This window comes from Spirillospora sp. CA-294931 (assembly GCF_050946795.1).
Taxonomy (GTDB): domain Bacteria; phylum Actinomycetota; class Actinomycetes; order Streptosporangiales; family Streptosporangiaceae; genus Spirillospora.
Genome location: NZ_CP192006.1, coordinates 3,961,254 through 3,983,611, shown reverse-complemented (window position 1 = coordinate 3,983,611; position 22,358 = coordinate 3,961,254). Strand labels below are relative to the sequence as shown.

General features: G+C 73.2%; 21 protein-coding genes. 12 read left to right on the top strand and 9 right to left on the bottom strand.

The window, feature by feature from the left end:
* Positions 1-229: 229 nt before the first annotated feature.
* On the bottom strand, positions 230-904 hold the full coding sequence (locus ACQPY4_RS17780; RefSeq protein ID WP_433337687.1) for a class I SAM-dependent methyltransferase: 675 nt from the start codon (positions 902-904) through the stop codon (positions 230-232).
* A gap of 26 nt (positions 905-930) precedes the next feature.
* On the bottom strand, positions 931-2,034 hold the full coding sequence (locus ACQPY4_RS17775) for a GDSL-type esterase/lipase family protein (RefSeq protein WP_433337685.1): 1,104 nt from the start codon (positions 2,032-2,034) through the stop codon (positions 931-933).
* Positions 2,035-2,150: 116 nt separating this feature from the next.
* Between ACQPY4_RS17775 and ACQPY4_RS17770 the strand changes: the two genes are divergently transcribed.
* A complete protein-coding gene (locus tag ACQPY4_RS17770; protein ID WP_433337683.1) occupies positions 2,151-2,627 on the top strand; it encodes a MarR family winged helix-turn-helix transcriptional regulator in 477 nt (158 codons plus the stop codon).
* Between the two features lie 7 nt (positions 2,628-2,634).
* Here the strand turns inward: ACQPY4_RS17770 and glpK (ACQPY4_RS17765) are convergent, their stop codons facing one another.
* Positions 2,635-4,149 (bottom strand): glycerol kinase GlpK, encoded by a 1,515-nt coding sequence (gene glpK / locus ACQPY4_RS17765; RefSeq protein ID WP_433337681.1) that lies wholly within the window; start codon positions 4,147-4,149, stop codon positions 2,635-2,637.
* A gap of 34 nt (positions 4,150-4,183) precedes the next feature.
* Positions 4,184-5,005, bottom strand: coding sequence for an MIP/aquaporin family protein (locus ACQPY4_RS17760; protein ID WP_433337679.1), 822 nt, complete (start codon positions 5,003-5,005; stop codon positions 4,184-4,186).
* Positions 5,006-5,263: 258 nt separating this feature from the next.
* Here ACQPY4_RS17760 and ACQPY4_RS17755 point away from each other — a divergent pair, with 258 nt between their 5' ends.
* The gene (locus tag ACQPY4_RS17755) at positions 5,264-6,028 is read left to right on the top strand and encodes an IclR family transcriptional regulator (RefSeq protein ID WP_433337677.1); all 765 of its coding nucleotides are present in this window, start codon (positions 5,264-5,266) and stop codon (positions 6,026-6,028) included.
* Between the two features lie 30 nt (positions 6,029-6,058).
* Complete coding sequence (gene glpK, locus ACQPY4_RS17750; RefSeq protein WP_433337675.1) at positions 6,059-7,570, top strand: glycerol kinase GlpK; 1,512 nt, start codon at positions 6,059-6,061, stop codon at positions 7,568-7,570.
* A 41-nt stretch (positions 7,571-7,611) separates the two neighbouring features.
* On the opposite strand, the gene ACQPY4_RS17745 is transcribed toward glpK (ACQPY4_RS17750), so the two are convergent.
* Positions 7,612-9,312 carry a glycerol-3-phosphate dehydrogenase/oxidase gene (locus ACQPY4_RS17745; RefSeq protein ID WP_433337673.1) on the bottom strand — a complete coding sequence of 567 codons (1,701 nt, stop codon included), beginning with the start codon at positions 9,310-9,312 and terminating at the stop codon, positions 7,612-7,614.
* A 64-nt stretch (positions 9,313-9,376) separates the two neighbouring features.
* Between ACQPY4_RS17745 and ACQPY4_RS17740 the strand changes: the two genes are divergently transcribed.
* Complete coding sequence (locus ACQPY4_RS17740; protein WP_433337671.1) at positions 9,377-10,144, top strand: IclR family transcriptional regulator; 768 nt, start codon at positions 9,377-9,379, stop codon at positions 10,142-10,144.
* Positions 10,145-10,190: 46 nt separating this feature from the next.
* Here ACQPY4_RS17740 and ACQPY4_RS17735 read toward each other — a convergent pair whose 3' ends face one another.
* The 3 genes from ACQPY4_RS17735 to ACQPY4_RS17725 form a co-directional block, all read right to left on the bottom strand.
* The gene (locus tag ACQPY4_RS17735; RefSeq protein ID WP_433337669.1) at positions 10,191-11,384 is read right to left on the bottom strand and encodes an FAD-dependent monooxygenase; all 1,194 of its coding nucleotides are present in this window, start codon (positions 11,382-11,384) and stop codon (positions 10,191-10,193) included.
* Entirely contained in the window at positions 11,381-11,977 is a 597-nt protein-coding gene (locus ACQPY4_RS17730; RefSeq protein WP_433337667.1) for a helix-turn-helix transcriptional regulator, read from the bottom strand. Before ACQPY4_RS17730 ends, ACQPY4_RS17735 begins: the two co-directional genes overlap by 4 nt.
* Before the next feature lie 76 nt (positions 11,978-12,053).
* Positions 12,054-12,650 (bottom strand): DUF1707 SHOCT-like domain-containing protein, encoded by a 597-nt coding sequence (locus tag ACQPY4_RS17725; RefSeq protein WP_433337665.1) that lies wholly within the window; start codon positions 12,648-12,650, stop codon positions 12,054-12,056.
* Between the two features lie 94 nt (positions 12,651-12,744).
* Between ACQPY4_RS17725 and ACQPY4_RS17720 the strand changes: the two genes are divergently transcribed.
* From ACQPY4_RS17720 to ACQPY4_RS17710, 3 genes are all read left to right on the top strand, one after another.
* Entirely contained in the window at positions 12,745-14,814 is a 2,070-nt protein-coding gene (locus ACQPY4_RS17720) for a protein kinase domain-containing protein (protein ID WP_433337663.1), read from the top strand.
* Positions 14,801-16,135 carry a serine/threonine-protein kinase gene (locus tag ACQPY4_RS17715; RefSeq protein ID WP_433337661.1) on the top strand — a complete coding sequence of 445 codons (1,335 nt, stop codon included), beginning with the start codon at positions 14,801-14,803 and terminating at the stop codon, positions 16,133-16,135. The genes ACQPY4_RS17720 and ACQPY4_RS17715 overlap by 14 nt, the downstream gene beginning before the upstream one ends.
* A 65-nt stretch (positions 16,136-16,200) precedes the next feature.
* Positions 16,201-16,995 carry a hypothetical protein gene (locus ACQPY4_RS17710; protein WP_433337659.1) on the top strand — a complete coding sequence of 265 codons (795 nt, stop codon included), beginning with the start codon at positions 16,201-16,203 and terminating at the stop codon, positions 16,993-16,995.
* Here the strand turns inward: ACQPY4_RS17710 and ACQPY4_RS17705 are convergent.
* A complete protein-coding gene (locus tag ACQPY4_RS17705) occupies positions 16,992-18,158 on the bottom strand; it encodes an ROK family protein (RefSeq protein ID WP_433337657.1) in 1,167 nt (388 codons plus the stop codon). The two genes, ACQPY4_RS17710 and ACQPY4_RS17705, sit on opposite strands and share 4 nt — an antisense overlap.
* A 128-nt stretch (positions 18,159-18,286) precedes the next feature.
* Here ACQPY4_RS17705 and ACQPY4_RS17700 point away from each other — a divergent pair, with 128 nt between their 5' ends.
* From ACQPY4_RS17700 to ACQPY4_RS17680, 5 genes are read left to right on the top strand one after another with little or no spacing between them, the layout of a single operon-like run.
* Positions 18,287-19,210 carry a glutamate ABC transporter substrate-binding protein gene (locus ACQPY4_RS17700; protein ID WP_433337655.1) on the top strand — a complete coding sequence of 308 codons (924 nt, stop codon included), beginning with the start codon at positions 18,287-18,289 and terminating at the stop codon, positions 19,208-19,210.
* Position 19,211: 1 nt separating this feature from the next.
* Complete coding sequence (locus tag ACQPY4_RS17695) at positions 19,212-19,856, top strand: amino acid ABC transporter permease (RefSeq protein ID WP_433337653.1); 645 nt, start codon at positions 19,212-19,214, stop codon at positions 19,854-19,856.
* The gene (locus ACQPY4_RS17690; protein ID WP_433337651.1) at positions 19,853-20,725 is read left to right on the top strand and encodes an amino acid ABC transporter permease; all 873 of its coding nucleotides are present in this window, start codon (positions 19,853-19,855) and stop codon (positions 20,723-20,725) included. The genes ACQPY4_RS17695 and ACQPY4_RS17690 overlap by 4 nt, the downstream gene beginning before the upstream one ends.
* On the top strand, positions 20,643-21,584 hold the full coding sequence (locus tag ACQPY4_RS17685; RefSeq protein ID WP_433337649.1) for an asparaginase: 942 nt from the start codon (positions 20,643-20,645) through the stop codon (positions 21,582-21,584). The genes ACQPY4_RS17690 and ACQPY4_RS17685 overlap by 83 nt, the downstream gene beginning before the upstream one ends.
* A complete protein-coding gene (locus ACQPY4_RS17680; protein WP_433337647.1) occupies positions 21,585-22,343 on the top strand; it encodes a copper homeostasis protein CutC in 759 nt (252 codons plus the stop codon).
* The last annotated feature ends 15 nt before the right edge of the window (positions 22,344-22,358 follow it).

The window sequence follows — 22,358 nt, the reverse complement described above, 5'->3', positions numbered from 1 at the left end:
CTCCTGGAGGCAGGCGGAACCGGTGATGACGGCGTCCGCCCCGCGGCCGGGAGCCCGGGCCTGGTGTCAGGCGGCGGCGAGCTCCCACGCCGGGACGTGCGCCAGAGCCGACTCGCTACGCATGCGATCCCCTTTCCCGTAAGGACTTCCGGCACGCGACGCTACCCGCCGCGCCCGCACGAACCAAGCGATCTTCGCGGCCCGGCGACCACGAGGCCCGCTTCGAGGCTCAGCGGCGGGCGAAGACGAAGGCTCCCCGTTTGGTGAGCGTGAGGGGGACTTCCACGCGGGACGCCAGGGCCGCGGCCTCGGCGGGGGCGACGTGGCGGGCGATCAGGTAGTCCCTGACCGCGCCGTGGTCGGGGAGCACGATCAGCGGCGCGTCCCAGCGCTCTACCTCGACGCGGCCGAAGACCCGGCCGACGAGAGCGGGCGCGTCCTCGGCGTCGAACGACGACGGGCCGGGACGCCACACCGCGGCCAGCTCGGGCGAGTCCGACCGGCCGGACGAGGCGGTGACGAGCAGCCCGCCGGGGACGAGCACGCGGCGGGCCTCGGCGATGGCCGCGACGGGGTCGGGCAGGTGGTCGAGCACGTTCACGGCCGCGGCGCCGTCGAAGACCCCGTCGGCGAACGGCAGCGCGGCCGCGTCGGCGCGGACGGCCGGGGCGCGGTGGCGGGCGAGCATCGCCGCCGACCCGTCCAGCCCGACCACGCGCGTCCCGGGCAGCGCGACGCGCAGGGCGCCCTCGCCGCACCCGATGTCGAGCACGAGCCCGGCGCCGGACAGCGCCTCGGCGACGCGCTCGTGCTGGGTGCGCGCGCCCGTCAGGTACGCCCGGGTGACCTCGGACGCGAGCCGGAAGCGTCCCGGGTCGTCGTCGTAGTCCCGAGGTGTGGTCATCCCCCGATTGTGACCGCCACCGGGATTCAGAGCACCAGGGTCTCCAGGTCGACGGCGCCGGCCATGGCGGCGGCTCCGGCGTCGTTGAGGTGCATCCCGTCGCCGCCGTCGAGGTCGGGGCGGATGAAGTCGGGGTCCTCGGGATTCTCGACCGCGCGGGCCACGTCGAACACCGCGTCGAAGACGTCGGTGGCGCGGATCCACTCGTTCACCTCGCGGCGCGCGGCCAGGCCCTCGGGCGTGCTGATGCCCGGGTAGATCACGCCTGCGAACGGGCCGATCGTGGCCGCGATGATCCTCAGCTTGGCGTCGTGCGCCCGCTCGGCCAGCGAGGTGAAGCCCTCGATCAGCGCGGCGGGCGTCGCGGGCGGCTCGCCGATCATGCCCGGCAGGCCCAGGTCGTTGATGCCGAAGTTGACCAGCACGTGGGTCACTGCGGGGATGGCCAGGACGTCGCGGTCGAAGCGGGCCAGGGCGCGCTCGCCGATCTCGTCGGTGAGCAGCCGGTTGCCCGCGATGCCCTGGTTGACGACCCAGCCGCGCGCCAGGCGGCGGTTCAGCACGTCGACCGAGCGGCGGTTGGCGCCGGTGGTGGAGCCCACGCCCTCGAACCAGGAGTCGCCGAACGCGACGGCCACGGCGGTGCCCTCGGGGACCAGCACGTCGACGCCCGAGACGAAGAACCGGGCCTCGACGGCCTTGGCGCCGGGCAGGGTGGGCGCCGAGACATGGTCGCCCTCGGCCACGTAGGCGGTCTCCATGGGCCGGTGCGAATAGGTCGCCAGGCCGGTGGGCTCGGGCAGGTAGAAGCTCAGGACCAGCTCGGCACCCGGGGCGACGCGGACGTCGGCGGCGTCGAGGACGACCTCCTGACCAGGCTCGATGGTGAACTCGTCCGCGCCGTCGAGGTGGAGGGGCGTCTCCACGCCCTTGGCGGCGACCCGGGGGTTCGCGATCTTGACGGGGGCGCGGCCGTAGAGGTTGGTGAGCCGCACCCGGATTCGCTCGCCGCCGCCCGCGAGGTACAGCACCTGCCGGACGGTCTGGTCGGCGAACTCGAACGGCTCGGTGAGCTTGATCGTCTCGTGGGGGCTGATCACTCCGGTACGGAATCCCGCTGTCCAGATCATCGTCGTCTCGTTTCGGCTTAACTGCAGTGCGGAAGATTGCTTATGCATATATGTATCCATAGATCTTCCGCGCGTCAACTATCCGCACAGCAACGAATCTCGGCTAGAGTCGGACCATGGATGTCCCGGAACTCTTCGGCGACGACCGGCTCACCGCGTCGGGCCTGCTGTTCGAGGCGCACGAAGGGCTGCTCGCCAAGCTGGAGCCCCTCTGGAAGAGGCACGACCTGTCCGGGCTCGACCTCAACGCGCTGACGCGGCTGAGCCGCTCCCCCGATCGGCGGCTGCGGCTCGGCGATCTGGCCGCGCAGACCCATCTGTCCACCAGCGGGGTCACCCGGCTGGTCGATCGGTTGGAACGCGGGGGCCTGGTCAGGCGCGAGTCGTTCCCCGGGGACCGCCGCGGCACCTATGCCGTCCTGACGCCCGAGGGGGCCCAGCGGCTCGCGGACGTGCTCCCCGACTATCTCGACACTCTCGAACGCTGGTTCACCGGGTTGCTGACACCGGCCCAGCTCCACGCGCTGGAGGACGCCCTGCGCGTGGTCCGCGATGCCGTCCATCCGGACGCCACCGCGGACACGCGGCAGTGAGCGCTTCCTACACGTCCACCCAGTCGAGCGTGCGGGTGACGGCCTTCTTCCAGCCCTTGTAGCCCTTCTCGCGCTGGGCTTCGTCCCATCCGGGCTGCCAGCGCCTGGCCTCGTTCCAGTTGGTGCGCAGCTCGTCGGTGTCGCGCCAGAACCCGACGGCGAGACCGGCGGCGTACGCCGCGCCCAGCGCGGTGGTCTCGGCGACCACCGGCTTGGACACCGGAACGCCGAGGATGTCGGCCTGGAGCTGCATGCACAGCTCGTTGGCGGTGACGCCGCCGTCGACGCGCAGGACGTCCAGGGAGACGCCCGAGTCCTGCCGCATCGCCTCCACGACGTCGCGCGTCTGGTAGCAGATCGATTCCAGGGTGGCGCGGGCCAGGTGGGCGTTGGTGTTGAAGCGCGACAGGCCGACGATGGCCCCGCGCGCGTCGCTGCGCCAGTACGGCGCGAACAACCCCGAGAACGCGGGGACGAAGTACACGCCGCCGTTGTCCTCCACCTGGCGGGCCAGTGCCTCGCTCTGCGAGGCGCCGGAGATGATGCCGAGCTGGTCGCGGAGCCACTGCACCGCCGAGCCGGTGACCGCGATCGAGCCCTCCAGCGCGTAGACGGGCTTGTCGCCGCCGAACTGGTAGCAGACGGTCGTGAGCAGGCCGTTCTGGGAGCGGACGAGCTCGGTCCCGGTGTTGAGCAGCAGGAAGTTGCCCGTCCCGTAGGTGTTCTTGGCCTCGCCCGGCGCGAAGCACACCTGCCCCACCGTCGCCGCCTGCTGGTCGCCGAGGACGCCGCTCAGCGGCACCTCGCCGCGCAGCGGGCCGTTCGCACGCGTCAGGCCGTAGGGCTCGGCGGTCGAGGACGGCCGGACCTCCGGCAGCATGGCCCTGGGAACGCCGAAGAACGACAGCAGCTCGTCGTCCCAGGCGAGCGTCTCCAGGTCCATCAGCATCGTCCGGCTGGCGTTGGTCGGGTCGGTGACGTGCACGCCCCCGTCCACCCCGCCGGTCAGGTTCCACAGCAGCCACGTGTCGGCCGTGCCGAACAGCGCGTCGCCGCGCTCGGCGTCCTCCCGGACGCCCTCGACGTTCTCCAGGATCCACTGGATCTTGCCGCCGGAGAAGTAGGTCGCCGGGGGCAGCCCGGCCCGGCGCCGGATGACGTCGCCGCGCCCGTCGCGGTCGAGCGCGGCGGCGATGGCGTCGGTGCGGGTGTCCTGCCAGACGATCGCGTTGTAGTACGGACGTCCCGTGCGGCGGTTCCAGACCATCGTCGTCTCGCGCTGGTTGGTGATGCCGACGGCGGCCAGGTCGGCGGCGCCCAGGCCCGCCTTGTTCATGGCCGTCTCGATCACCGCCCGGGAGCGCTCCCAGATCTCGGTGGGGTTGTGCTCCACCCACCCCGCGCGCGGCAGGATCTGCTCGTGTTCGAGCTGGTGCCGCGCCACCTCGTTCCCGCCATGATCGAAGATCATGAACCGGGTGCTGGTCGTTCCCTGGTCGATCGCGCCGACGAAATCGGCCATGCGTGTCACCTTCCCTTTCGGCGTGCTGGGACGTTCAGGCGGTCTTGGCGGTGGGCTCGGCCGGGACGGGGGCGGTCTCGGGTTCGTCCGGCAGGTTGCGGCCGATGAGCAGCTGGTAGAGGGCGGCGCCCACCAGCGCGCCGATCAGCGGCCCGACGATCGGCACCCAGAAGTACAGATCGCCGTATTGATCGTGGAAGGCGTCGCCGTACCCGGTGAAGAAGGAGGCGAGCCGGGGCCCGAAGTCGCGGGCCGGGTTGATCGCGTAGCCCGCGTCGGTGCCCCAGGCCATCCCGATCGCGACCACGACCAGGCCGATGACGAACGGCGTGAGGTTGGCCAGCGGCGGTGAGTTGCGCAGGTCGGTCAGCGCGAGGATCAGGAACAGCAGGATCGCGGTGCCGATGATCTGGTCGCGCAGCGCCCCCCAGGTGTGCACCGGGAGCTCGCCGTTGCCGGGCAGCGTGGAGAACACGCCCTGCGTCTTGATCGTGTGGCCGGGATCGACCTTGGCCAGCACTTCGGTGTAGTTCCACCGGACGATCAGCGCCGCGACGAACGCTCCGGTCGTCTGCGCCAGCGCGTACGGGAGCACCTTGCGCCAGGAGAATCCCTTGAAGACGGCGAGCGCGAAGGTGACCGCCGGGTTCAGATGGGCCCCGCTGATCCGTCCGGCCACATAGACGCCGAGCGTGACGCCCAGGCCCCACGCCCAGGCGATGCTGTCATGGTCGCCGATCTTTCCCGCCGCGACCTGCGCCACCACGCCGACGCCGAACAGGATGAGGATCATCGTCCCGGCGAACTCGGCGGCCAGCTCGGCCGCCAGTCCGGGGGTCTTGGGTCGTTCCGCCACGGAGCCTCCTCGATGCTCGTCCCGTGAGGACCGGGGTGATCTACCTCACGGCTGGCACGCGACGGTAGGGGCCCGAATCGCCCCGGTCAAGGAACATGTGCCGACATTGTCGAACAGTGGTGCTCATCGCACCCTGCCCGTAAGGTGCGCCGTGTGTTCCCACTCACAGAGGACGGACGTATCCCCAGGACGGCGCGAGAACCACCCGCGCCGGGTGCCGACATTGTCGAAGTGCCTTTCGAGTGGTAGGGATGTCGCGTGCCCGGACCCGTGCAGTCGATCGAGAGGGCGGCCGCCATCCTGCGGCTGCTCGCCCGCGGCCCCGGACGCCTCGGGGTCGGCGAGATCGCCGCGTCCCTGGGGCTGGCCAGGGGCACGGCCCACGGCATCCTGCGCACGCTCCAGCGGGTCGGCTTCGTCGAGCAGGACGCCGCGACGGGCAAGTACCAGCTGGGCGCCGCGCTGCTGCACCTGGGCACCAGCTATCTCGACGTCAACGAGCTGCGCTCGCGCGCGATCAACTGGGCCGACGCGCTGGCCGCCCGCAGCGGCGAGGCGGTGCGGATCGGCACGCTGCTGGACGGCCAGGTGCTGGTCGTCCATCACGTGTTCCGGCCGGACGACTCGCTCCAGGCGCTCGACGTCGGCTCGCTGCTGCCGCTGCACGCCACGGCCCTGGGCAAGGTCCTGCTGGCCTCCGACGCCGCCGCGACCGCGGCCGCCACGGCCGACCTGACGTCCTACGGCCGCCGCACGATCACCACGCCGAGGGAGCTCGCCCGCGCCCTGTCCAAGGTCAGGGAGACCGGGTGGGCGATCGAGATCGAGGAGTACACGCTCGGCGAGGCCGGTCTGGCCGCGCCGATCCGCGGCTACGGCGGCCTGGTCGTCGGCGCCATCGGGGTGTCCGGCGCCGTCGAGCGCCTCCTGTCCGCCCAGGGCGCGCCCCATCCCCAACTGGTGACCTACGTGCGCGACGCCGCGCGCGCGGTCTCCCGAGACCTCGGAGCCTCCCGTTGGTGAGGCCCGTCCGCCCACGCGGAGGCAGGGACCATGACTGAGCGATACGTGATGGCCATCGACCAGGGCACGACGTCGACCCGGTGCATCCTCTTCGACCACGACGGCCGGCTCGTGTCGGTCGCCCAGTGCGAGCACAAGCAGCACTTCCCCCATCCGGGCTGGGTCGAGCACGACGCCATGGAGATCTGGCGCAACCTGGAGCGCATCGCCCCCGAAGCGCTGGCCCAGGCGGGCGCGACCCCCGACCAGGTCGCGGCGCTGGGCATCGCCAACCAGCGCGAGACGACCCTGCTGTGGGACCGGCACACCGGCAGGCCCGTCGGCCGCGCCATCGTCTGGCAGGACACCCGCACCGACGCCCTGGTCGAGGAGCTGTCGCGCGAGCCGATGGCCGAGCACATCGACGAGCGCTGCGGCATCCCGCTGGCCACCTACTTCTCGGCTCCCCGCATCCGGTGGCTGCTGGACGACATGCCCGAGCTGCGCGAGCGCGCCGAGCGCGGCGACGTGCTGTTCGGGACGATGGAGAGCTGGCTCATCTGGAACCTGACCGGCGGCCCCGACGGCGGCCGCCACCTCACCGACGTGACCAACGCCAGCCGGACGCTGCTGATGGACCTGGCCACGCTCGACTGGGACGACGACCTGCTGGCCTTCTTCGGCGTCCCGCGCGCCATGCTCCCGGCGATCGTGCCGTCCACGGCGGTCTACGGGACGGCGACGCGGGTCCTGCCGGGCGTCCGGATCGCGGCGGCGCTCGGCGACCAGCAGGCGGCGCTGTTCGGGCAGACGTGCTTCTCCCCCGGCGAGGCCAAGTGCACCTACGGCACCGGCAGCTTCCTGCTGCTGAACACCGGCACCGAGCCGGTCCGCTCTACGCACGGCCTGCTCACCACCGTCGGCTACAAGATCGGCGACGAGCCCGCGGTGTACGCGCTGGAGGGCTCCATCGCGGTGACGGGCTCGCTGGTGCAGTGGTTCCGCGACGGGCTCGGCATCATCGGCAGCGCCCCGGAGATCGAGACGCTGGCCCGCACGGTCGACGACAACGGCGGCTGCTACATCGTCCCGGCGTTCTCCGGGCTGTTCGCGCCGCACTGGCGCAGCGAGGCGCGCGGCATCATCGTCGGCCTCACCTCCTACATCACCAAGGGCCATCTGGCCCGCGCGGTGCTGGAGGCGACGGGATGGCAGACCCGCGAGGTCGTCGACGCCATGAACGCCGACTCCGGTCTGGCGCTCAAGGCCCTGAAGGTGGACGGCGGCATGACCGCCGACAACCTGCTGATGCAGTTCATCTCCGACGTGCTGGACGTCCCGGTGGTGCGGCCGATGGCGGCCGAGACCGTGTCGCTGGGCGCGGCCTACGCGGCGGGCCTGGCGGTCGGCTACTGGCCCGACCTCGAAGGGCTGCGGCGCAACTGGCACCGCGCCGCGCAGTGGCAGCCCGCGATGGACCCCGGCCACCGCGCGTCGGAGTACGACAACTGGCAGCGGGCCGTGGAGCGGACCTTCGACTGGATCAGGCCGTCCACCCGGTGAGCGACTCCCGGGGGCCGTGCTCGGCACGGCCCCCGGGCGCTCTAGGCGATCTTCTGCGTGCCGAGGCGGGCGTCGGCCGCCGCCCGGTCGTCGGGCAGCTCCTGCGCCCGCCGCTCGACGCCGACCTGCTCGACGTAGAGCGCGGCCTCGCGGGCGGCCCGGTCGGCGTCCCATCCGAGCACCGGGCTCAGCAGCGCGGCGGTGATCTCGGCCGAGTCGCTCCCCCGGTCCCGGGACTCGATCGAGACCCGGGTGCGCCGCGCGAGCACGTCCTGGACGTCGCGCGCACCCTCATGGGTGGCGGCGTACACGACCTCGGCCCGCATGTAGGCGTCGCTGCTGGGCAGCGGCTCGGCCAGCGAGGGGTCCTCGGCGACCAGCGCCAGCACCTGGTCCACCAGCGTCCCGTACCGTCGCAGCAGCTGCTCGACGCGGCGGACGGGGAGGCCCGACTCGCGGGCCAGCGCGCCGCGCCGGTTCCACATCGCCCGGAACCCGTCGGCCCCGGCCAGCGGGACGTCCTCGGTCACCGACCCGGGCACGTCGCCGTCGAGGCCCCGGACCGCCTCGTCGACGGCGTCCTTGGCCATCACGCGGTAGGTGGTGTACTTGCCGCCCGCGATGACGACCAGGCCGGGGACGGGCGCGCCGACCAGATGCTCGCGCGACAGCTTGGCCGTCTCGTCGGTGGCGCCCGACAGCAGCGGGCGCAGGCCCGCGTAGACGCCCTCGATGTCGTCCTTGGTGAGCGGGTCGGCCAGCACGCGGTTGGCGTGGTCGAGCAGGTAGTCGATGTCGGCGGCCGTGGCGGTGGGGTGCTCCTTGTCCAGGTCCCAGTCGGTGTCGGTCGTGCCGACGATCCAGTGCCGGCCCCACGGGATGACGAACAGCACGCTCTTCTCGGTGCGCAGGATCAGCCCGCTGGTGGAGTCGATGCGGTCGCGCGGGACGAGCAGGTGCACGCCCTTGGAGGCGCGGACGCGGACGCTGCTCGCCTCGGCCAGCGCCTGCGTCTCGTCGGTCCACACGCCGGTGGCGGAGATGACCTGGCGCGCCCTGACCTCGATCTCGGTGCCGCTCTCGCGGTCGAGCACCACGGCGCCGGTGACGCGCTCGCCGTCGCGCAGGTAGCCGACGACCTCGGCGCGGTTGGCGACCTGGGCGCCGTAGGACGCCGCCGTGCGCACCAGCGACATCGTGTGGCGGGCGTCGTCGACCTGGGCGTCCCAGTACTGGACGGCCCCGACCAGCGAGTCCGGGCTGAGACCGGGGGCGACGCGGAGCGCGCGCTTCTTGGTGAGGTGGCGGTGGTGGGGCAGCCCCCGGGAGAGACGGCCGGACGCGCTCATCGTGTCGTAGAGAAGCACCCCAGCGCCGACATACGGGCGCTCCCACACCCGGTGGCTCAGCGGATACAGGAACGGCACCGGCCGGACGAGGTGGGGCGCGAGGCGCTGGACCATCAGCCCGCGTTCGCGCAGCGCCTCGTGGACGAGGCCGAAGTCGAGCATCTCCAGGTAGCGCAGGCCGCCGTGGATGAGCTTGCTGGCCCGGCTGGAGGTGCCGGCCGCCCAGTCCCTGGCCTCGACCAGCCCGACGCTCAGCCCGCGCGTCGCGGCGTCCAGCGCGGCTCCGGCGCCGACCACGCCCCCGCCGACGACCAGGACGTCGATCTCCTCGCCCGACCCGAGACCGCGCAGCGCGCGAGTGCGCGCGTCGGGGGACAGCTCTCCCGTCCTCACTGGCACCTCCGGCTTTTGAATTGAGTATGACAATGTCGAACAATGTACACGCTAGGCTGAGGGGATGCCAGGGAGAATCCAGTCGGTCGAGCGGGCCGCGGCGATCCTGCGCCTGCTGGCCTCCGGGCCCCGCCAGCTCGGGGTCGTGGAGCTCGCCGAGGCCCTGCGACTGCCCAAGGCCACCGTCCACGGCATCCTCCAGACGCTCCAGCACGTCGGCTTCGTCGAGCAGGAGCGCACGGGCGGCAAGTACCGGCTGGGCGCCACGCTGCTGCACCTGGGCAACAGCTACCTCGACGTCAACGAGCTGCGCACTCGGGCGCTCAACTGGGCCGACTCGCTGGCCTCACGCGCGCGCGAGAGCGTGCGGATCGGCTCGCTGCACGAGGGCCAGGTGCTGGTCGTCCACCATGTCTTCCGGCCCGACGACAGCCTCCAGACGCTCGACGTGGGCGGGCTGCTGCCCGTCCACGCCAGCGCGCTGGGCAAGGTGCTGCTGGCCTTCGACCTCCAGGCCGACGCGCTGATGGCCGACCTCGACACCAAGTCCTACACGCGCCGCACCATCGCCTCCAAGGAGGAGCTGGCCGCCGACCTCGACCTGGTGAAGGCGCGCGGCTGGGCCGCCGACGTCGAGGAGCTCATCGAGGGCGAGGCGTCGGTCGCGGCACCGATCCGCGACGACCGGACGGTCGTGGTCGGCGCCATCGGGATCTCCGGGGCCATCGAGCGCGTGTGCGACGGCGAGGGCCGCCCCAGGACCGACCTGGTGGCCGCCGTCCGCGACGCCGCGCGCGCCGTCTCCCGCGACCTCGGCGCCCGGCGCTGGTAACCCGCGCCGTTCGACATTGTCGGCACGGGGTCGTGTCCAGGCCGGCTTAGACGGCCGGGGCGTCCCAGTCGATCCGGTAGCGCTGCTCGGGGCCGAGCGTCCTCTCGGGGTTGAGGAACGTCCTCAGCATGAGCGGCATCATCAGCCTCATCATCGTCCGGGCGACGGCGCCGAGCGTCTTGCTGTTGTTGGTCTTGGCGCCCCGGTCGATGACCCGCTCCACGCGCTCGCGCCGCAGGCCCTGGTAGGCGGCGAACGCGGCGTCCACATCGGCGGCGTCGCGCAGGCAGCGGGCGAGCTGGACCGCGCTCTCGATCGCCATCGACGCGCCCTGCCCGGAACTCGACGAGGGCGCGTGCGCGGCGTCGCCCACCAGGACCATCCGGCCGCGGTGCCAGGTGGGCACCTTCGGCATGCTCTCCATCGAGCCGAGCACCACCAGATCGTCTGCGGCGGTGTGATCCAGGATCTGGCGTCCCGGGGTGTCGTCGGCATAGAGCGCGCGCAGGCGCCGCATCCACTCGTCGTTGGGCACCTCGCGGGCCTCGGCCGCCGTCATCGCCCGGTCGTGCGGCACGTTGGCGAACCACGCGGTGCGCCCGTCGGGCTGGACCCAGTAGCCGAAGAAGGCCCGCCTGCCGAACACGAAGTACATCGCGTCGGGCTCGGCCGGGACGGCGACGGCGGCCGCGGCGCCGAAGTTCAGCAGCCGGGAGGCGTCCGGACCGGGCGCGGCGGGGTCGATCAGCCCGCGGACCGTGGAGCGGATCCCGTCGGCGCCCACCAGCACGTCCGCCTCGGCGGTCGTTCCGTCGGCGAACCGGGCGGTCACGCCGCCGTCCCCCTCGTCCGCCGCGACCAGCCGCTTTCCGTGGTGGACGCGGACGCCCCGCTCCCGCGCTCTCTCGTGCAGCGCCCGGCACAGCTCGTCGCGCCACAGGGCCAGGCTCGGGGGCAGGTCTTCCAGACCGGGGAACGCGCCGAGCGTCCCGCCGGTGCCGTCGTGCATGACGGTGCGGTTCATGGGCTGGCCGATCGCCCGGACGGCGTCACCGGCGCCGATGGCGTCCAGCGCGGCGAGCCCGTTGGGCGCGATCGTGAGCGTGACGCCCACGCCGTCGGCCGGGCCCGCGTAGGACTCGTACACCTCCGCCTCGATGCCCGCCTTGCGCAGCGCCATCGCGGTCACGGGGCCCGCGATCCCGCCGCCGATGACCAGTGCCGTCCGTGCTGCCGTCATGTTCGGCTCCCGAAGGTCTCGTTCCAGGTCCGGATGTAGTCGGGGTGCTCCAGCTTTTCGATCAGGCCGGTGACGAACCGGTGCTCGGCGTCCAGCAGGGTGAGCCGGTACTCCTCCTCCACGAGGAAGATCCACGCGACCCCCTGGCCGGTGGCGGCGGCGACGCGGTCGCGGGTCTCGGCCGACCGGTCGGCCAGCGCGTCCAGGCGGCGCCCGAGCAGCTCGACCGCCTCGCCGGGCGGCAGGACGCTCAGCAGCGAGAGGGCGACCCCGAAGTGCGGGTACTCCTCCCTCGGCCGGGCGACCAGCTCGCGCAGCCAGTCGTAGAGCTCGGCGCGCCCCTCGGCGGTGATCGCGTACACGGTGCGCTCGGGCCGCTGGGTGTCGCGCACGGTCTCGCGCTCGGCGATGAAGCCCGCCTTCAGAAGCTGCTTGACCACCATGTAGAGGGAGCTCCGGCTGTAGTTGACGGTGCGATCCTGCTCGCTCTCCTCCAGGCGCCGCCCCAGCTCGTAGGGGTGCATCGGTTCGAGCATCAGCCAGGCCAGCACCGCCAGGGCCAGCGGGTTGCCCACCTTGCGCCGTTTGTCCATGAGGCCACTATTCGACCTCAACTAGTTGATGTCAACTATATGCCTGCGGAAAGCGGCGGACGGCCTTCGCGATGACCTACGGGCGCCGCAGCAGCCGGTCGACGAGGCGCCGGCGCGGCCCCCGGATGAGGACGGCCCCGTGGCTCACGGTTCCCGAGACCGAGACCCGCAGGCTCACCGTCGTCCCGGGGACCCGGCGGTCCCTGCGGCTGACCACGCCGTTGTGCGCGGCGACGTCGTCGACGTCCACCTCGACCTCGGGAGGCACGATCAGCTGCAGGTTGCCGTGCTCGACCGCGACGTCCAGCTCCAGGACCGGGTGGCTCACGACGGCCTCGGTCAGGTCGATCACCGCGTTGCCGTGCCGGACCTCGGCCTCCAGCCGTCGCGGCACGGCCCACGAACCGGTGCGTTCCAGATGGCTGCCCCGCGCTTCCAGCCGGACGAGGTCCTTGGACGCGGGCGCCGACGAGGGGACGTCCGGCAGATCGCGCAGCAGGGCCTCCAGCTCGCCCTGCGTGCGCGCCGTGAGCGCGATCTCCAGCCGCTCGTCGAGTTCCTCGGGCGCGAGCCTGCCGTCGCCCGCCGCGACCCTGAGCCGCTCCACGACCTGGTCCCGCTCCTGGTGCGACGCGCGCAGTTCGGGACGATCCGGCTCCACGCTTCCTGTCATGCGCGGCACTGTAACGCGCGAAGTCTCGGGTGGCGACATATTCGGCCCGGCGAGCGCTCGCCCCGCGGCACCGGACCTTCTAGTCTCCTTCACCGTGGACCCCCTGCTCCCCGACGACCCGCCCGAGGCCGGCCCCTACCGTCTGCTGGCGCGGCTGGGCGCGGGCGGCATGGGCGTGGTGTACCTCGGGCGCTCGCGCGGCGGCCGGACGGTCGCGGTCAAGGTCATCCGCAGCAGGTTCGTCGACGACCCGCGCTACCGCGCGCGGTTCGGGCGCGAGGTCGGCGCCGCCCGCAGGGTGGCCGGAACCTTCACCGCGCCGGTCCTGGACGCCGACCCCGACGCGCCCGCGCCCTGGCTCGCCACCGCCTACCTGCCCGGGCTCTCGCTGCGCGCCGCCGTCGCGGCCCACGGCGCCATGCCGCCGGACGCCGTGCGCGCCCTGGCGGCGGGCCTGGCCGAGGCGCTGGCCGCCATCCACGGCGCGGGCGTCGTGCACCGCGACCTCAAGCCCGAGAACGTGCTGCTCACCGCGGGCGGGCCCCGGGTGATCGACTTCGGGATCGCGCGGCCGGAGGAGGCGACCGCGATCACCCGTCCGGGCGCGGTGGTCGGCACCCCCGGGTTCATGGCCCCCGAACAGGTGGCGGGCGAGGCCGTCGGCCCGCCCGGCGACGTCTTCACCCTCGGCGCGGTGCTCGCGTACGCCGCGACCGGATCCGAGCCGTTCGGCACGGGCTCGATCCGGTCGCGCCAGTACCGGGTCATGACCGTCCAGGCGGACCTCGACGGTGTCACCGAGCCCCTGCTGGCCGAGGTCATCGCCGCGTGCCTGCGGCGCGAGCCGGAGCGCCGCCCGTCCGCGGGCGAGGTGCTGGAGATGCTCGGGCCCCGCGAGGACTCCTCGTTGCAGGGCACCCGCTGGCTTCCCGCCCCGGTCGCGGAGGCGATCGACCGGCGCGCGGCGGAGGCGGCCCGTTCCGTCCCGGCAGCGGCGGCGCCGCGGGTGGCGGCGCCCGCCGCCGATCTCCCGACGGCCGACCCGGAGGCCGCACCGGCGATCGACCGCCGGACGCTGATCGCCGGGGCCGGTGCGGGCGTCCTCGCGGTGAGCGCGGGGGGCGCGTTGCTCTGGCCGCGCGACGACCCGCGCCCGCGCACCGCCGCGAAGACCCGCCCGTCGGGCCCGGCGCCGACGCCGCGCCCCGTGCTGCGCTGGAAGCGGAAGGTGAGCGGCTATTACCCCGACCTGACCGTGGCGGGCGCCACGGTGCTCGCGAAGACTGAGCGGGCCGTCCACGCCCTCGACGCGCGGACCGGCCGCGTCCGCTGGGAGCGCGAGGCCGACTCGCTCCCCGTGTCGGCGGCGGGCGACGTGGTGTTCGTGACCGCGCCCGTCAGCGGGCGGCTGACGGCCGTCCGCGCGGCCACGAACCGGACACTCTGGACCAAGTCCACTGGTCCGGGCGAGACCCCCGTGAGCGGTCCCGTGGTCAGCGGCTCGACGGCCTTCTACGGGTATACGAAGGTGGTGGCCGTCGACATGGACGACGGCGCCACCCGATGGACCGCCGACATCAGCCCCGAGAACGGCCTCGCCGTCGACGGCGACCTGGTGGTGGCCCTCAACGCCGCGCTGGTCGGCTTGGACGCCCGCACCGGCAGGACCCGCTGGACCTACAAGGTCCACGACGCCGGCACGGCGCACATCGGACACGGGATGGTCTTCACCTCCGACAGCTCCGGCGTGCTGCACGCCGTCCGCGCCGACACGGGCCGTCCGGCCTGGCGCAGACCGGACGGGGGCAGCTCCTTCTTTCTCCAGATCGGCGACGGGGTGCTCTACACCTCCTCGGCCGACGGCACCGTCCTGGCCTGCGAGACCGCGACGGGCCGGACGGTCTGGTCGCGCCGCCTGGGCAACGGCGAGGGCGCCTCCTACGGCCGGTCGAGCACGCTCGGCCTGCACGGCGGAACGCTTCATGTCTCCTGCACCGACCGCCATGTCTACGCCCTGGACGCGTCCACCGGCCGCACCCGCTGGGTCTATGCCGCCGAGGCCACCCTGCGTTCCGGCCCCGTGAGCGCCGCGGGCCTGGTCTTCCTCGGAACCCGCGATGGCAGCGTCCACGCCCTGAGCGAGCCCCCGCATGCGGCCCCTTGACCCTGGCGACCCCCGGCGGGTCGAGGGATACCGGGTGCTGGCGCGGCTGGGGTCGGGCGGCATGGGCGTGGTGTACTTCGCGCGGACGGCCGGAGGCCGGGCGGTCGCGCTGAAGATGGTCCACCCCGAACTGGCCGACGATCCCGAGTTCCGCGTGCGGTTCCGGCGCGAGGCGACGATCGCGCGCTCGGTCGGGGGCGGGTTCACCGCGCCGGTGGTGGAGGCGGGCACCGAGGCGGCGATCCCGTGGCTCGCGACCGAGTTCGTCCCGGCGGTGTCGGTGGCCGAGGCCGTCGGCGAGTTCGGCCCGCTGCCCGTCGAGTCGGTGTGGACGCTGGCCGCCGGGACGGCCGAGGCGCTGGTGTCGTTGCACGCCGCGGGCGTGGTGCATCGCGATCTCAAGCCCGCCAACGTGCTGATGGCCGCCGACGGGCCGCGCGTCATCGACTTCGGGATCGCCCGCGCGCTGGAGGGCACCACGCTCTCGCACACCGGTGCCCGCGCCGCGGGCTCGCCGGGGTTCATGTCGCCCGAGCAGGTCGCGGGCGGGCCGGTCGGGCCGCCCAGCGACGTCTTCTCGCTCGGCACGACGCTGGCGTACGCGTGCACCGGCTCCGAGCCGTTCGGCGACGGACCCTGGCACGCGATCATGTTCCGCGTCCAGCGCGAGCGCCCCCGGCTGGACGCCATCGCCGACCCGGGCCTGCGCGAGCTGGTCGCCGCGTGCACCGAGCGCGACCCGTCCCGCAGGCCGACGGCGGCCGCGCTCGCCGCGCGGCTCGTCCCGCGCGCGGACGGGCTCTGGCCCCCGCCCCTCATCGCGGCGGAGATCGTCCGGCGCGAACGGGAGGCCGAGAACCCGCCGGTGCCGGGCTCCCCCGGCGCGGTGCGGAGCCGCGGGCCGCGCGTGGTGCTCGCGGTGGGCGCGGCGGCGGCGATCGGCGTCCCGGTGGCGCTGTGGTCGATGAGCGGAGAGGAGAAGCCGGTCGCTCCGCCGTCCCCGACCGCCGCGCCGTCCACGCCCTCGCCCCGGGTGACGTCGCGGACGTTCGAGTTCTACGTCAGCGGGACGGCCCGGCTTCCCACGCTGACCTACAGCGTGGACGGCAGGTCGGTCACCCTGAAGAACGTGCGGCTGCCGTGGCGGGTGAGCGTCCCGGCGCCGCCCGAGCCGCGGGTGAGCGCGTGGAAGATCGACTACCGGCACACGCGGGGCAGCGTGTCGTGGCGGCTGCTGGTGGACGGCTTCGAGACCGCCACGGGAGGCAACTTCGCGGCGGGCCCGGCCGGTGGGCGGGGCGGCACCAACGGCCGGAACTGACGGCTCGGGACCCCTCCCCCGAATGGGCATCTAATCTACGTCGGAGGCGGCGGAAAGGACGTGACATGACGCTGAACATGCCGGGGCGGCTGAGCAAGGTCGACATCCTGCCCAAGTCGGTGGGGAGCCTGGCGCACGGCCTGCCGCCCGCGCGGGCGAACACGCTGTTCGTCCTCGGGGCCAACGGCGGGATGAGCGTCGCGCCCGACATCCGCTTCGACCTGGTCTTCGGGCGCTGCGAGCCGGAGGTGCACGTGTGCGTCGGGGCCGACGACCCGCACGTCAGCAGGCGGCACGGGTACATCACCCGCGAGGACTCGCGCTGGGTCCTGCACAACGTCGGCAAGCTGGCGATCCGGTTCCCCGGCTCGCGGCTGGTCCTGGGCGGCGACCGCGCGGAGCTTCCGGTGGCGTACACGCCGCTGTTCATCGTGGCGCCCAAGCGCGAGCACCTGCTGGAGGTGCGGATCGCGGCGGGGGCGACGGCGGGCGGGACGGCGCAGCACGAGGTGACCACGCGCAACCCGGACGGGTGGCAGCTCAGCGACGACGAGCACCTGGTGCTGGTCTGCCTGAGCCGCCGCTATCTGCGGCAGGAGCCGCAGCCGCAACCGCTGACCTGGGCGCAGGTCGGCCAGGAGCTCGCGCACCTGCGGCCGGGCGAGGGCTGGACGGCCAAGAGGGCGGCCCACATCGTCACCAAGGTGCGCGAGCGGCTCGCGCGAGAGCACGTGGCCGGGCTGCGCGAGGAGGAGATCCCGCCGCCGCTGGGCAACACCCTCAACCACAACCTGATCACCGAGTTGCTGGTCTCCGCCACGATCGTCAAGGACGACCTGGAGCTGCTGGAGGAGTCCTAGCGGGTCTCCAGGGCCGAGACGATCCATTCGTCCAGCAGCGGGTGGTCGAGCAGCAGCTGCCCGGCGCCGAGGATGCTGGCGTCGCGGCCCGCGCGGGAGGTGGAGATCTCCAGGTTCCGGGTGGCCAGCGGCAGGCAGCGCTCGTAGATCACGCCGCGGATGGTCGACACCAGGGGCTCGGCCGTCGACAGCCCCCCGCCGATCACCAGCGCGTCGGGGTTGAAGAAGTTGACCAGCGCGGTGAGCACGTCGCCGATGAGGCGTCCGGCCGTGCGGACCAGCGCGGTGGCCTGCGGGACGCCGTCGGCGACCAGCTCGACGATCTGCGACGGGCGGTCGACCGCGATGCCCTCGGCGGCCAGGGCGGCGGCGAGCGCGGCGCCGCTGGCGTGGGCCTCCAGGCAGTCGGGGTGGCCGCACGAGCACGCGACCGTGGCCTCCGACAGGATCCGGACATGGCTGATGTCGCCCGCGGCTCCCCGCCCTCGGTGCAGCCGCCCGTCGGCGATGATCCCGCAGCCGATGCCGGTGCCGAGCTTGATGACCATGAGGTTGTCGAGCCCGGGCCAGGCGTCGCGGTGCTCCCCGACGGCCATGAGGTTGGCGTCGTTCTCGACCAGGGTGGGGATGCCCGACTGCTCGGTGACGTAGTCGCGCACCGGGAAGTCGTTCCAGCCCGGCATCCGTGAGGGCGAGACGACCTGCCCGGTGGCGGGGTCGACCGGGCCTGGCAGCCCCAGCCCGATGCCGCGCGCCTGTACGTCGCCGACTCCGGCGTCGCGGGCGAGCGCGCGCAGGTGGTCGATGACCGACTTCAGCGTGGCCTCCGGGCCGACGGCGATGTCGTAGGCGAGCTCGGACAGCGCCAGCTGGGTGCCCGCGAGGTCGACCACGGCCAGGCGGGCGTGGTGGGCGCCGAGGTCGGCGACCAGGAAGACGCCCGCTTCGCGGCTGAGGCGCAGGCGGCGTGGGCGGCGCCCGCCCCGGGACGCGCCCGCGCCCTCCTCGGCGAACAGCCCGGCCTCGATGAGCTGCTCGACCCGGAGCGAGACGCTGGACGGGGCCAGGCCCGACAGCCGGGCCAGCTCGGCCCGCGACTCGGCCTGCCCGGTCGCCACGAGCCGGATCAGCCCGGCCGGTCGATCGTCTCTGGTGATGCGCACCCAAGATGAGTAGCACGGGGTACTTGATACGGCAAGTCATTGACTTAATCCGATTTCGGGCTTTATCTTCCTCACTACCTTCGATATCGAACAAAGTTGGGTCGAAGGTGTGGGAAAGGTTGGTGATCATGGTGCGTACCCTGACGACGGCCGCGGCCGTGGCCGTGCTGTCGATGACCGCGCTCGCGGGCTGTTCCGGAGGCGACGACGCCTCCTCGGCGGTGCCGGGCGCGGGCGGGGCCAAGAAGCAGGACCTGACGGCCTCCGCCCCGACGGCGGCCACGCTCCCCGCGGGCTCGACCATGGAGAAGATCAAGAAGCGCGGTGTGCTGCGGGTCGGCGGGTCGCTGGACGCCCCGCTGCTCTCCCAGCAGAACCCCGCGACCAAGGAGGTCGAGGGGCTGGACGCCGACTTCGGGCGGCTGCTGGCCAAGTACATCATCGGCGCGCCCAAGGTGAAGATCGTCAACTCGGCGTCCGAGACCCGCGAGGCGCTGCTGGCCAACGGCACCGTCGACGTGGTGTTCCAGACCTACACGATCACGCCCGAGCGCGCGAAGCAGGTGGCGTTCGCCGGGCCCTACTACAGCTCCGGCCTGGTCATCGCGACCAAGAAGGGCGAGAGCGGCATCGCCAAGCCCGAGGACCTCAAGGGCAAGACCGTCATCGCGGGCGCCAACACCCCCGCGATCCCCGCCATCAAGAAGGCCGCGCCGGACGCCAAGATCGTGACGTTCGGCAGCGACCCCGAGTGCGTGCAGGCGCTCAAGCAGGGACGCGGCCAGGCGTACGTGCAGGACCAGGCCCTCCTGCTGGCGACCGCCAAGCAGGACCCCTCCGTCCAGATCCAGGGGCAGCCGTTCACCACCGACCCCTACGGCATCGGGCTCAAGCACGGCGACGCGCAGATGAAGGCGTTCGTCAACGACTGGCTGAAGAACATCCAGGCGTCCGGGCTGTGGAGCAAGGTCTGGAAGAACTCCATCGGCACCGTGGTGCAGGGCGAGGCGCCCGCGCCGCCCGCCATCGGCTCGGCACCCGGATCCGAGTGAGATGGACGCCGTCACCCGCCATCTCTCGGAGTTCGGCGACGGGCTGCTGACCACGCTCCAGCTGACGCTGCTCTCCCTGGCCGGCGCCCTGGTCGCCGGGGTCGTGGTGGCCGCGATGCGGGTCAGCCCCGTCGCGGTCCTGCGCGCGGCGGGCACCGCCTACGTCGAGACCCTGCAGAACGTCCCGCTGCTGGTCTGGCTGGTGCTGGCCGTCTTCGGGCTGCCGGAGATCGGCGTGATGGCGGGGCTGTTCACCACGGCCGTGATCGTGATCTCGCTCTACCAGGGCGCGTACATGGCCGAGGCGGTCCGCTCCGGCATCAACGCGGTCTCGGTCGGGCAGGCGGAGGCGGCGCGGGCGATCGGGCTGACCTTCACGCAGTCGCTGCGGCACGTGATCCTTCCGCAGGCGCTGCGGACGGTCGTCCAGCCGCTCGGCAACATCGCGATCATGACGATCATGAACACGGCGCTGGCCGCCGCGGTGGGCGTGGTCGAGCTGACGGCCACGGCCAACCGGGTCAACCTGGCCGAGGCGCAGCCGATCTGGATCTTCGTGACGGCGGGCCTGGTCTACATGGTGCTCGCGTCGGGAGCCGGGCTGGTCACGGGCCTGCTGGAGCGGAGGACGGCGATCCTGCGATGAGCGGAGGCTCCCGCGTCCTGTTCGACGCGCCCGGCCCGCGCGCCCGGCGGCGGATCAGGATCGCCACCGCGCTGTCGGTCGTGGCCGGGCTCGCGCTGGTCGCGCTGGCGCTGCGCCAGTTCGCCGACAACGGGCAGCTCGCCGCCGAGCGCTGGCGCCCCTTCGGCACCTGGCCGATGTGGCGGTACCTGCTGGACGGCCTGCGCGCCACCGCCGAGGCGGCGGTCGTGTCGATCGCGCTGTCGATGGCGGCCGGCATCGTGCTCGCGCTGGGACGGCTCTCGCCGCACCGCTGGATCCGGCTGCCGTCGGCCGCCTATGTCGAGGTCGTGCGGACGATCCCGGCGCTGCTGCTGGTCTACATCGTCCTGTTCGCGCTGCCCAAGTACGGGCTCGACCTGCCGTTGTTCTGGAAGCTCGTGGTGCCGCTGTCGGTGTCCAACGCGGCCGCGTTCGCCGAGGTGTTCCGGGCCGGGATCCGCTCGGTCGAGCGGGGCCAGCTGGAGGCGGGGCTGGCGGTCGGGCTCACCCGGGGCCGGGCGATGCGGATGATCGTCCTGCCGCAGGCGGCGCGGCGGGTGCTGCCCTCGCTGGTCAGCCAGTCGGCGGGGCTGCTCAAGGACACCTCGCTCGGCTTCGTGGTCAGCTACTCCGAGCTGCTCTACAGCGGCAAGGTGCTGGCGAACTACAACCATCTGCTCATCCAGACCTACCTGGTGGTCGCGCTCGTCTACCTGGTGATCAACGCGGCGCTGTCCAAGGCGGCCCGGACGCTGGAGGAACGCAATGCACGAGGTGCTGGCCGAGGTCGTGCGCAACGGCTTCGCCGAAAGCCTTCACTACGGGAGCGTGGCGGGGCTCGCGCCTGACGGAACCCTCGCCCACGTCCGCGGCGACGCGCACGCCACGGTGCTGCCGCGCTCGACGACCAAGCCGTTCCAGGCGCTGGCGTGCCTGGCGGCGGGAGCGCCCCTGTCCGGGGAGCTGCTGGCCATCGCCGCGGGCAGCCACACGGGCGAGGACTTCCACGTCAAGGCCGTGGACGCCGTCCTGTCCGGCGCCGGGCTCGGGCACGGCGCGCTGCGCTGCCCGCCGAGCCGCCCGGAGGACGAGGCCACGTGGATCTCGCTGATCCGGGCGGGCGAGGGCGAGTCGCGCGAGCGGATGAACTGCTCGGGCAAGCACGCCGCGATGCTCGCCGCCTGCGTCGCGAACGGGTGGCCGACGGACTCCTATCTGGATCCCGGCCATCCGATCCAGGAGCGGGTGCGCCGGGCACTGGCGGACGGCGCGGGCGAGGACCCGGGGCCGGTGGCCGTCGACGGCTGCGGCGCCCCGCTGTTCGGCCTCACGCTCGCCGGGCTGGCCCGCGCGACCAGATCACTCGTCGTGGCCGGCGACGGCCCGGCCCGCGCCGTCGCCGACGCCATGCGGGCGCACCCCGAGTACGTCGGCGGCACCGGCCACCTCAACACCGAGTTCATGCGGGCCCTGCCCGGCTCCATCGCCAAGGGCGGCGCCGAGGGCGTGTTCGTCGCGGCCACCGCCGAGGGCCACGCCGTCGCGGTGAAGGTCATCGACGGCGGCCCCCGCGCCACCACCGCCATCGCGCTGCGCGCCCTGGCCGCGCTCGGCGCGGACGTCGCGGCGGCCGCGCCGCTGGCCGCCGTGCCCGTCCTGGGCGGCGGGCGCCGGGTCGGCGAGGTCCGCACCACCGAAGGGAAGTAAGTGAACCTGACCTACGAGATCTGCATCGACGGCACCGAGGGCGCGATCGCCGCCGAGCGGGCGGGCGCGCACCGCGTGGAGTTGTGCGCCGCGCTGTTCGACGGCGGGCTGACCCCGAGCGCGGGGATGGTGCGGGCCACGCTCGCCGCCGTGTCCTCGATCCGGGTGCACGTGATCATCCGTCCGCGCGGCGGCGACTTCGTCTTCGACCGGCACGAGGTCGCGGCGATGGAGCACGACGTGGCCGCCGTCCGCGAGGCCGGTGCGCACGGCGTGGTGATCGGCGCGCTGACCGCCGAGGGCGCCGTCGACCGCGAGGTGACCCGGCGGCTGATGGACGCGGCCGGCGACCTGCCCGTCACCTTCCACCGGGCCTTCGACATGACCGCCGACCCGTTCGCGGCGCTGGACGCGCTGATCGAGCTCGGCGTGGACCGGGTGCTCACCTCGGGGCAGGAGTCCAGCGCGCTGGAGGGCGCGCCGCTCATCGCCGAGCTGGTCTGGCGCGCGGGCGACCGGATCGCGGTGATGCCCGGCGGCGGGATCACCGGGCGCAACCTGGCCCGGATCGTGGCGGAGACGGCGGTCCGCGAGGTGCACTTCGCGGCGCTGAGCGAGGCGCCGAGCCCCGCCGTGCACCGCAACCCGCGCGCGTTCATGGGCGGCGAGCTGCGGCGGCCGGAGTACCAGCGCCTGGTGACCACGGCCGAGGGGATCGCCGCGGTGATCGCCGGGGGCCGGGTAGCCTCGGACGACTGACGAAAGGCGGCCGCG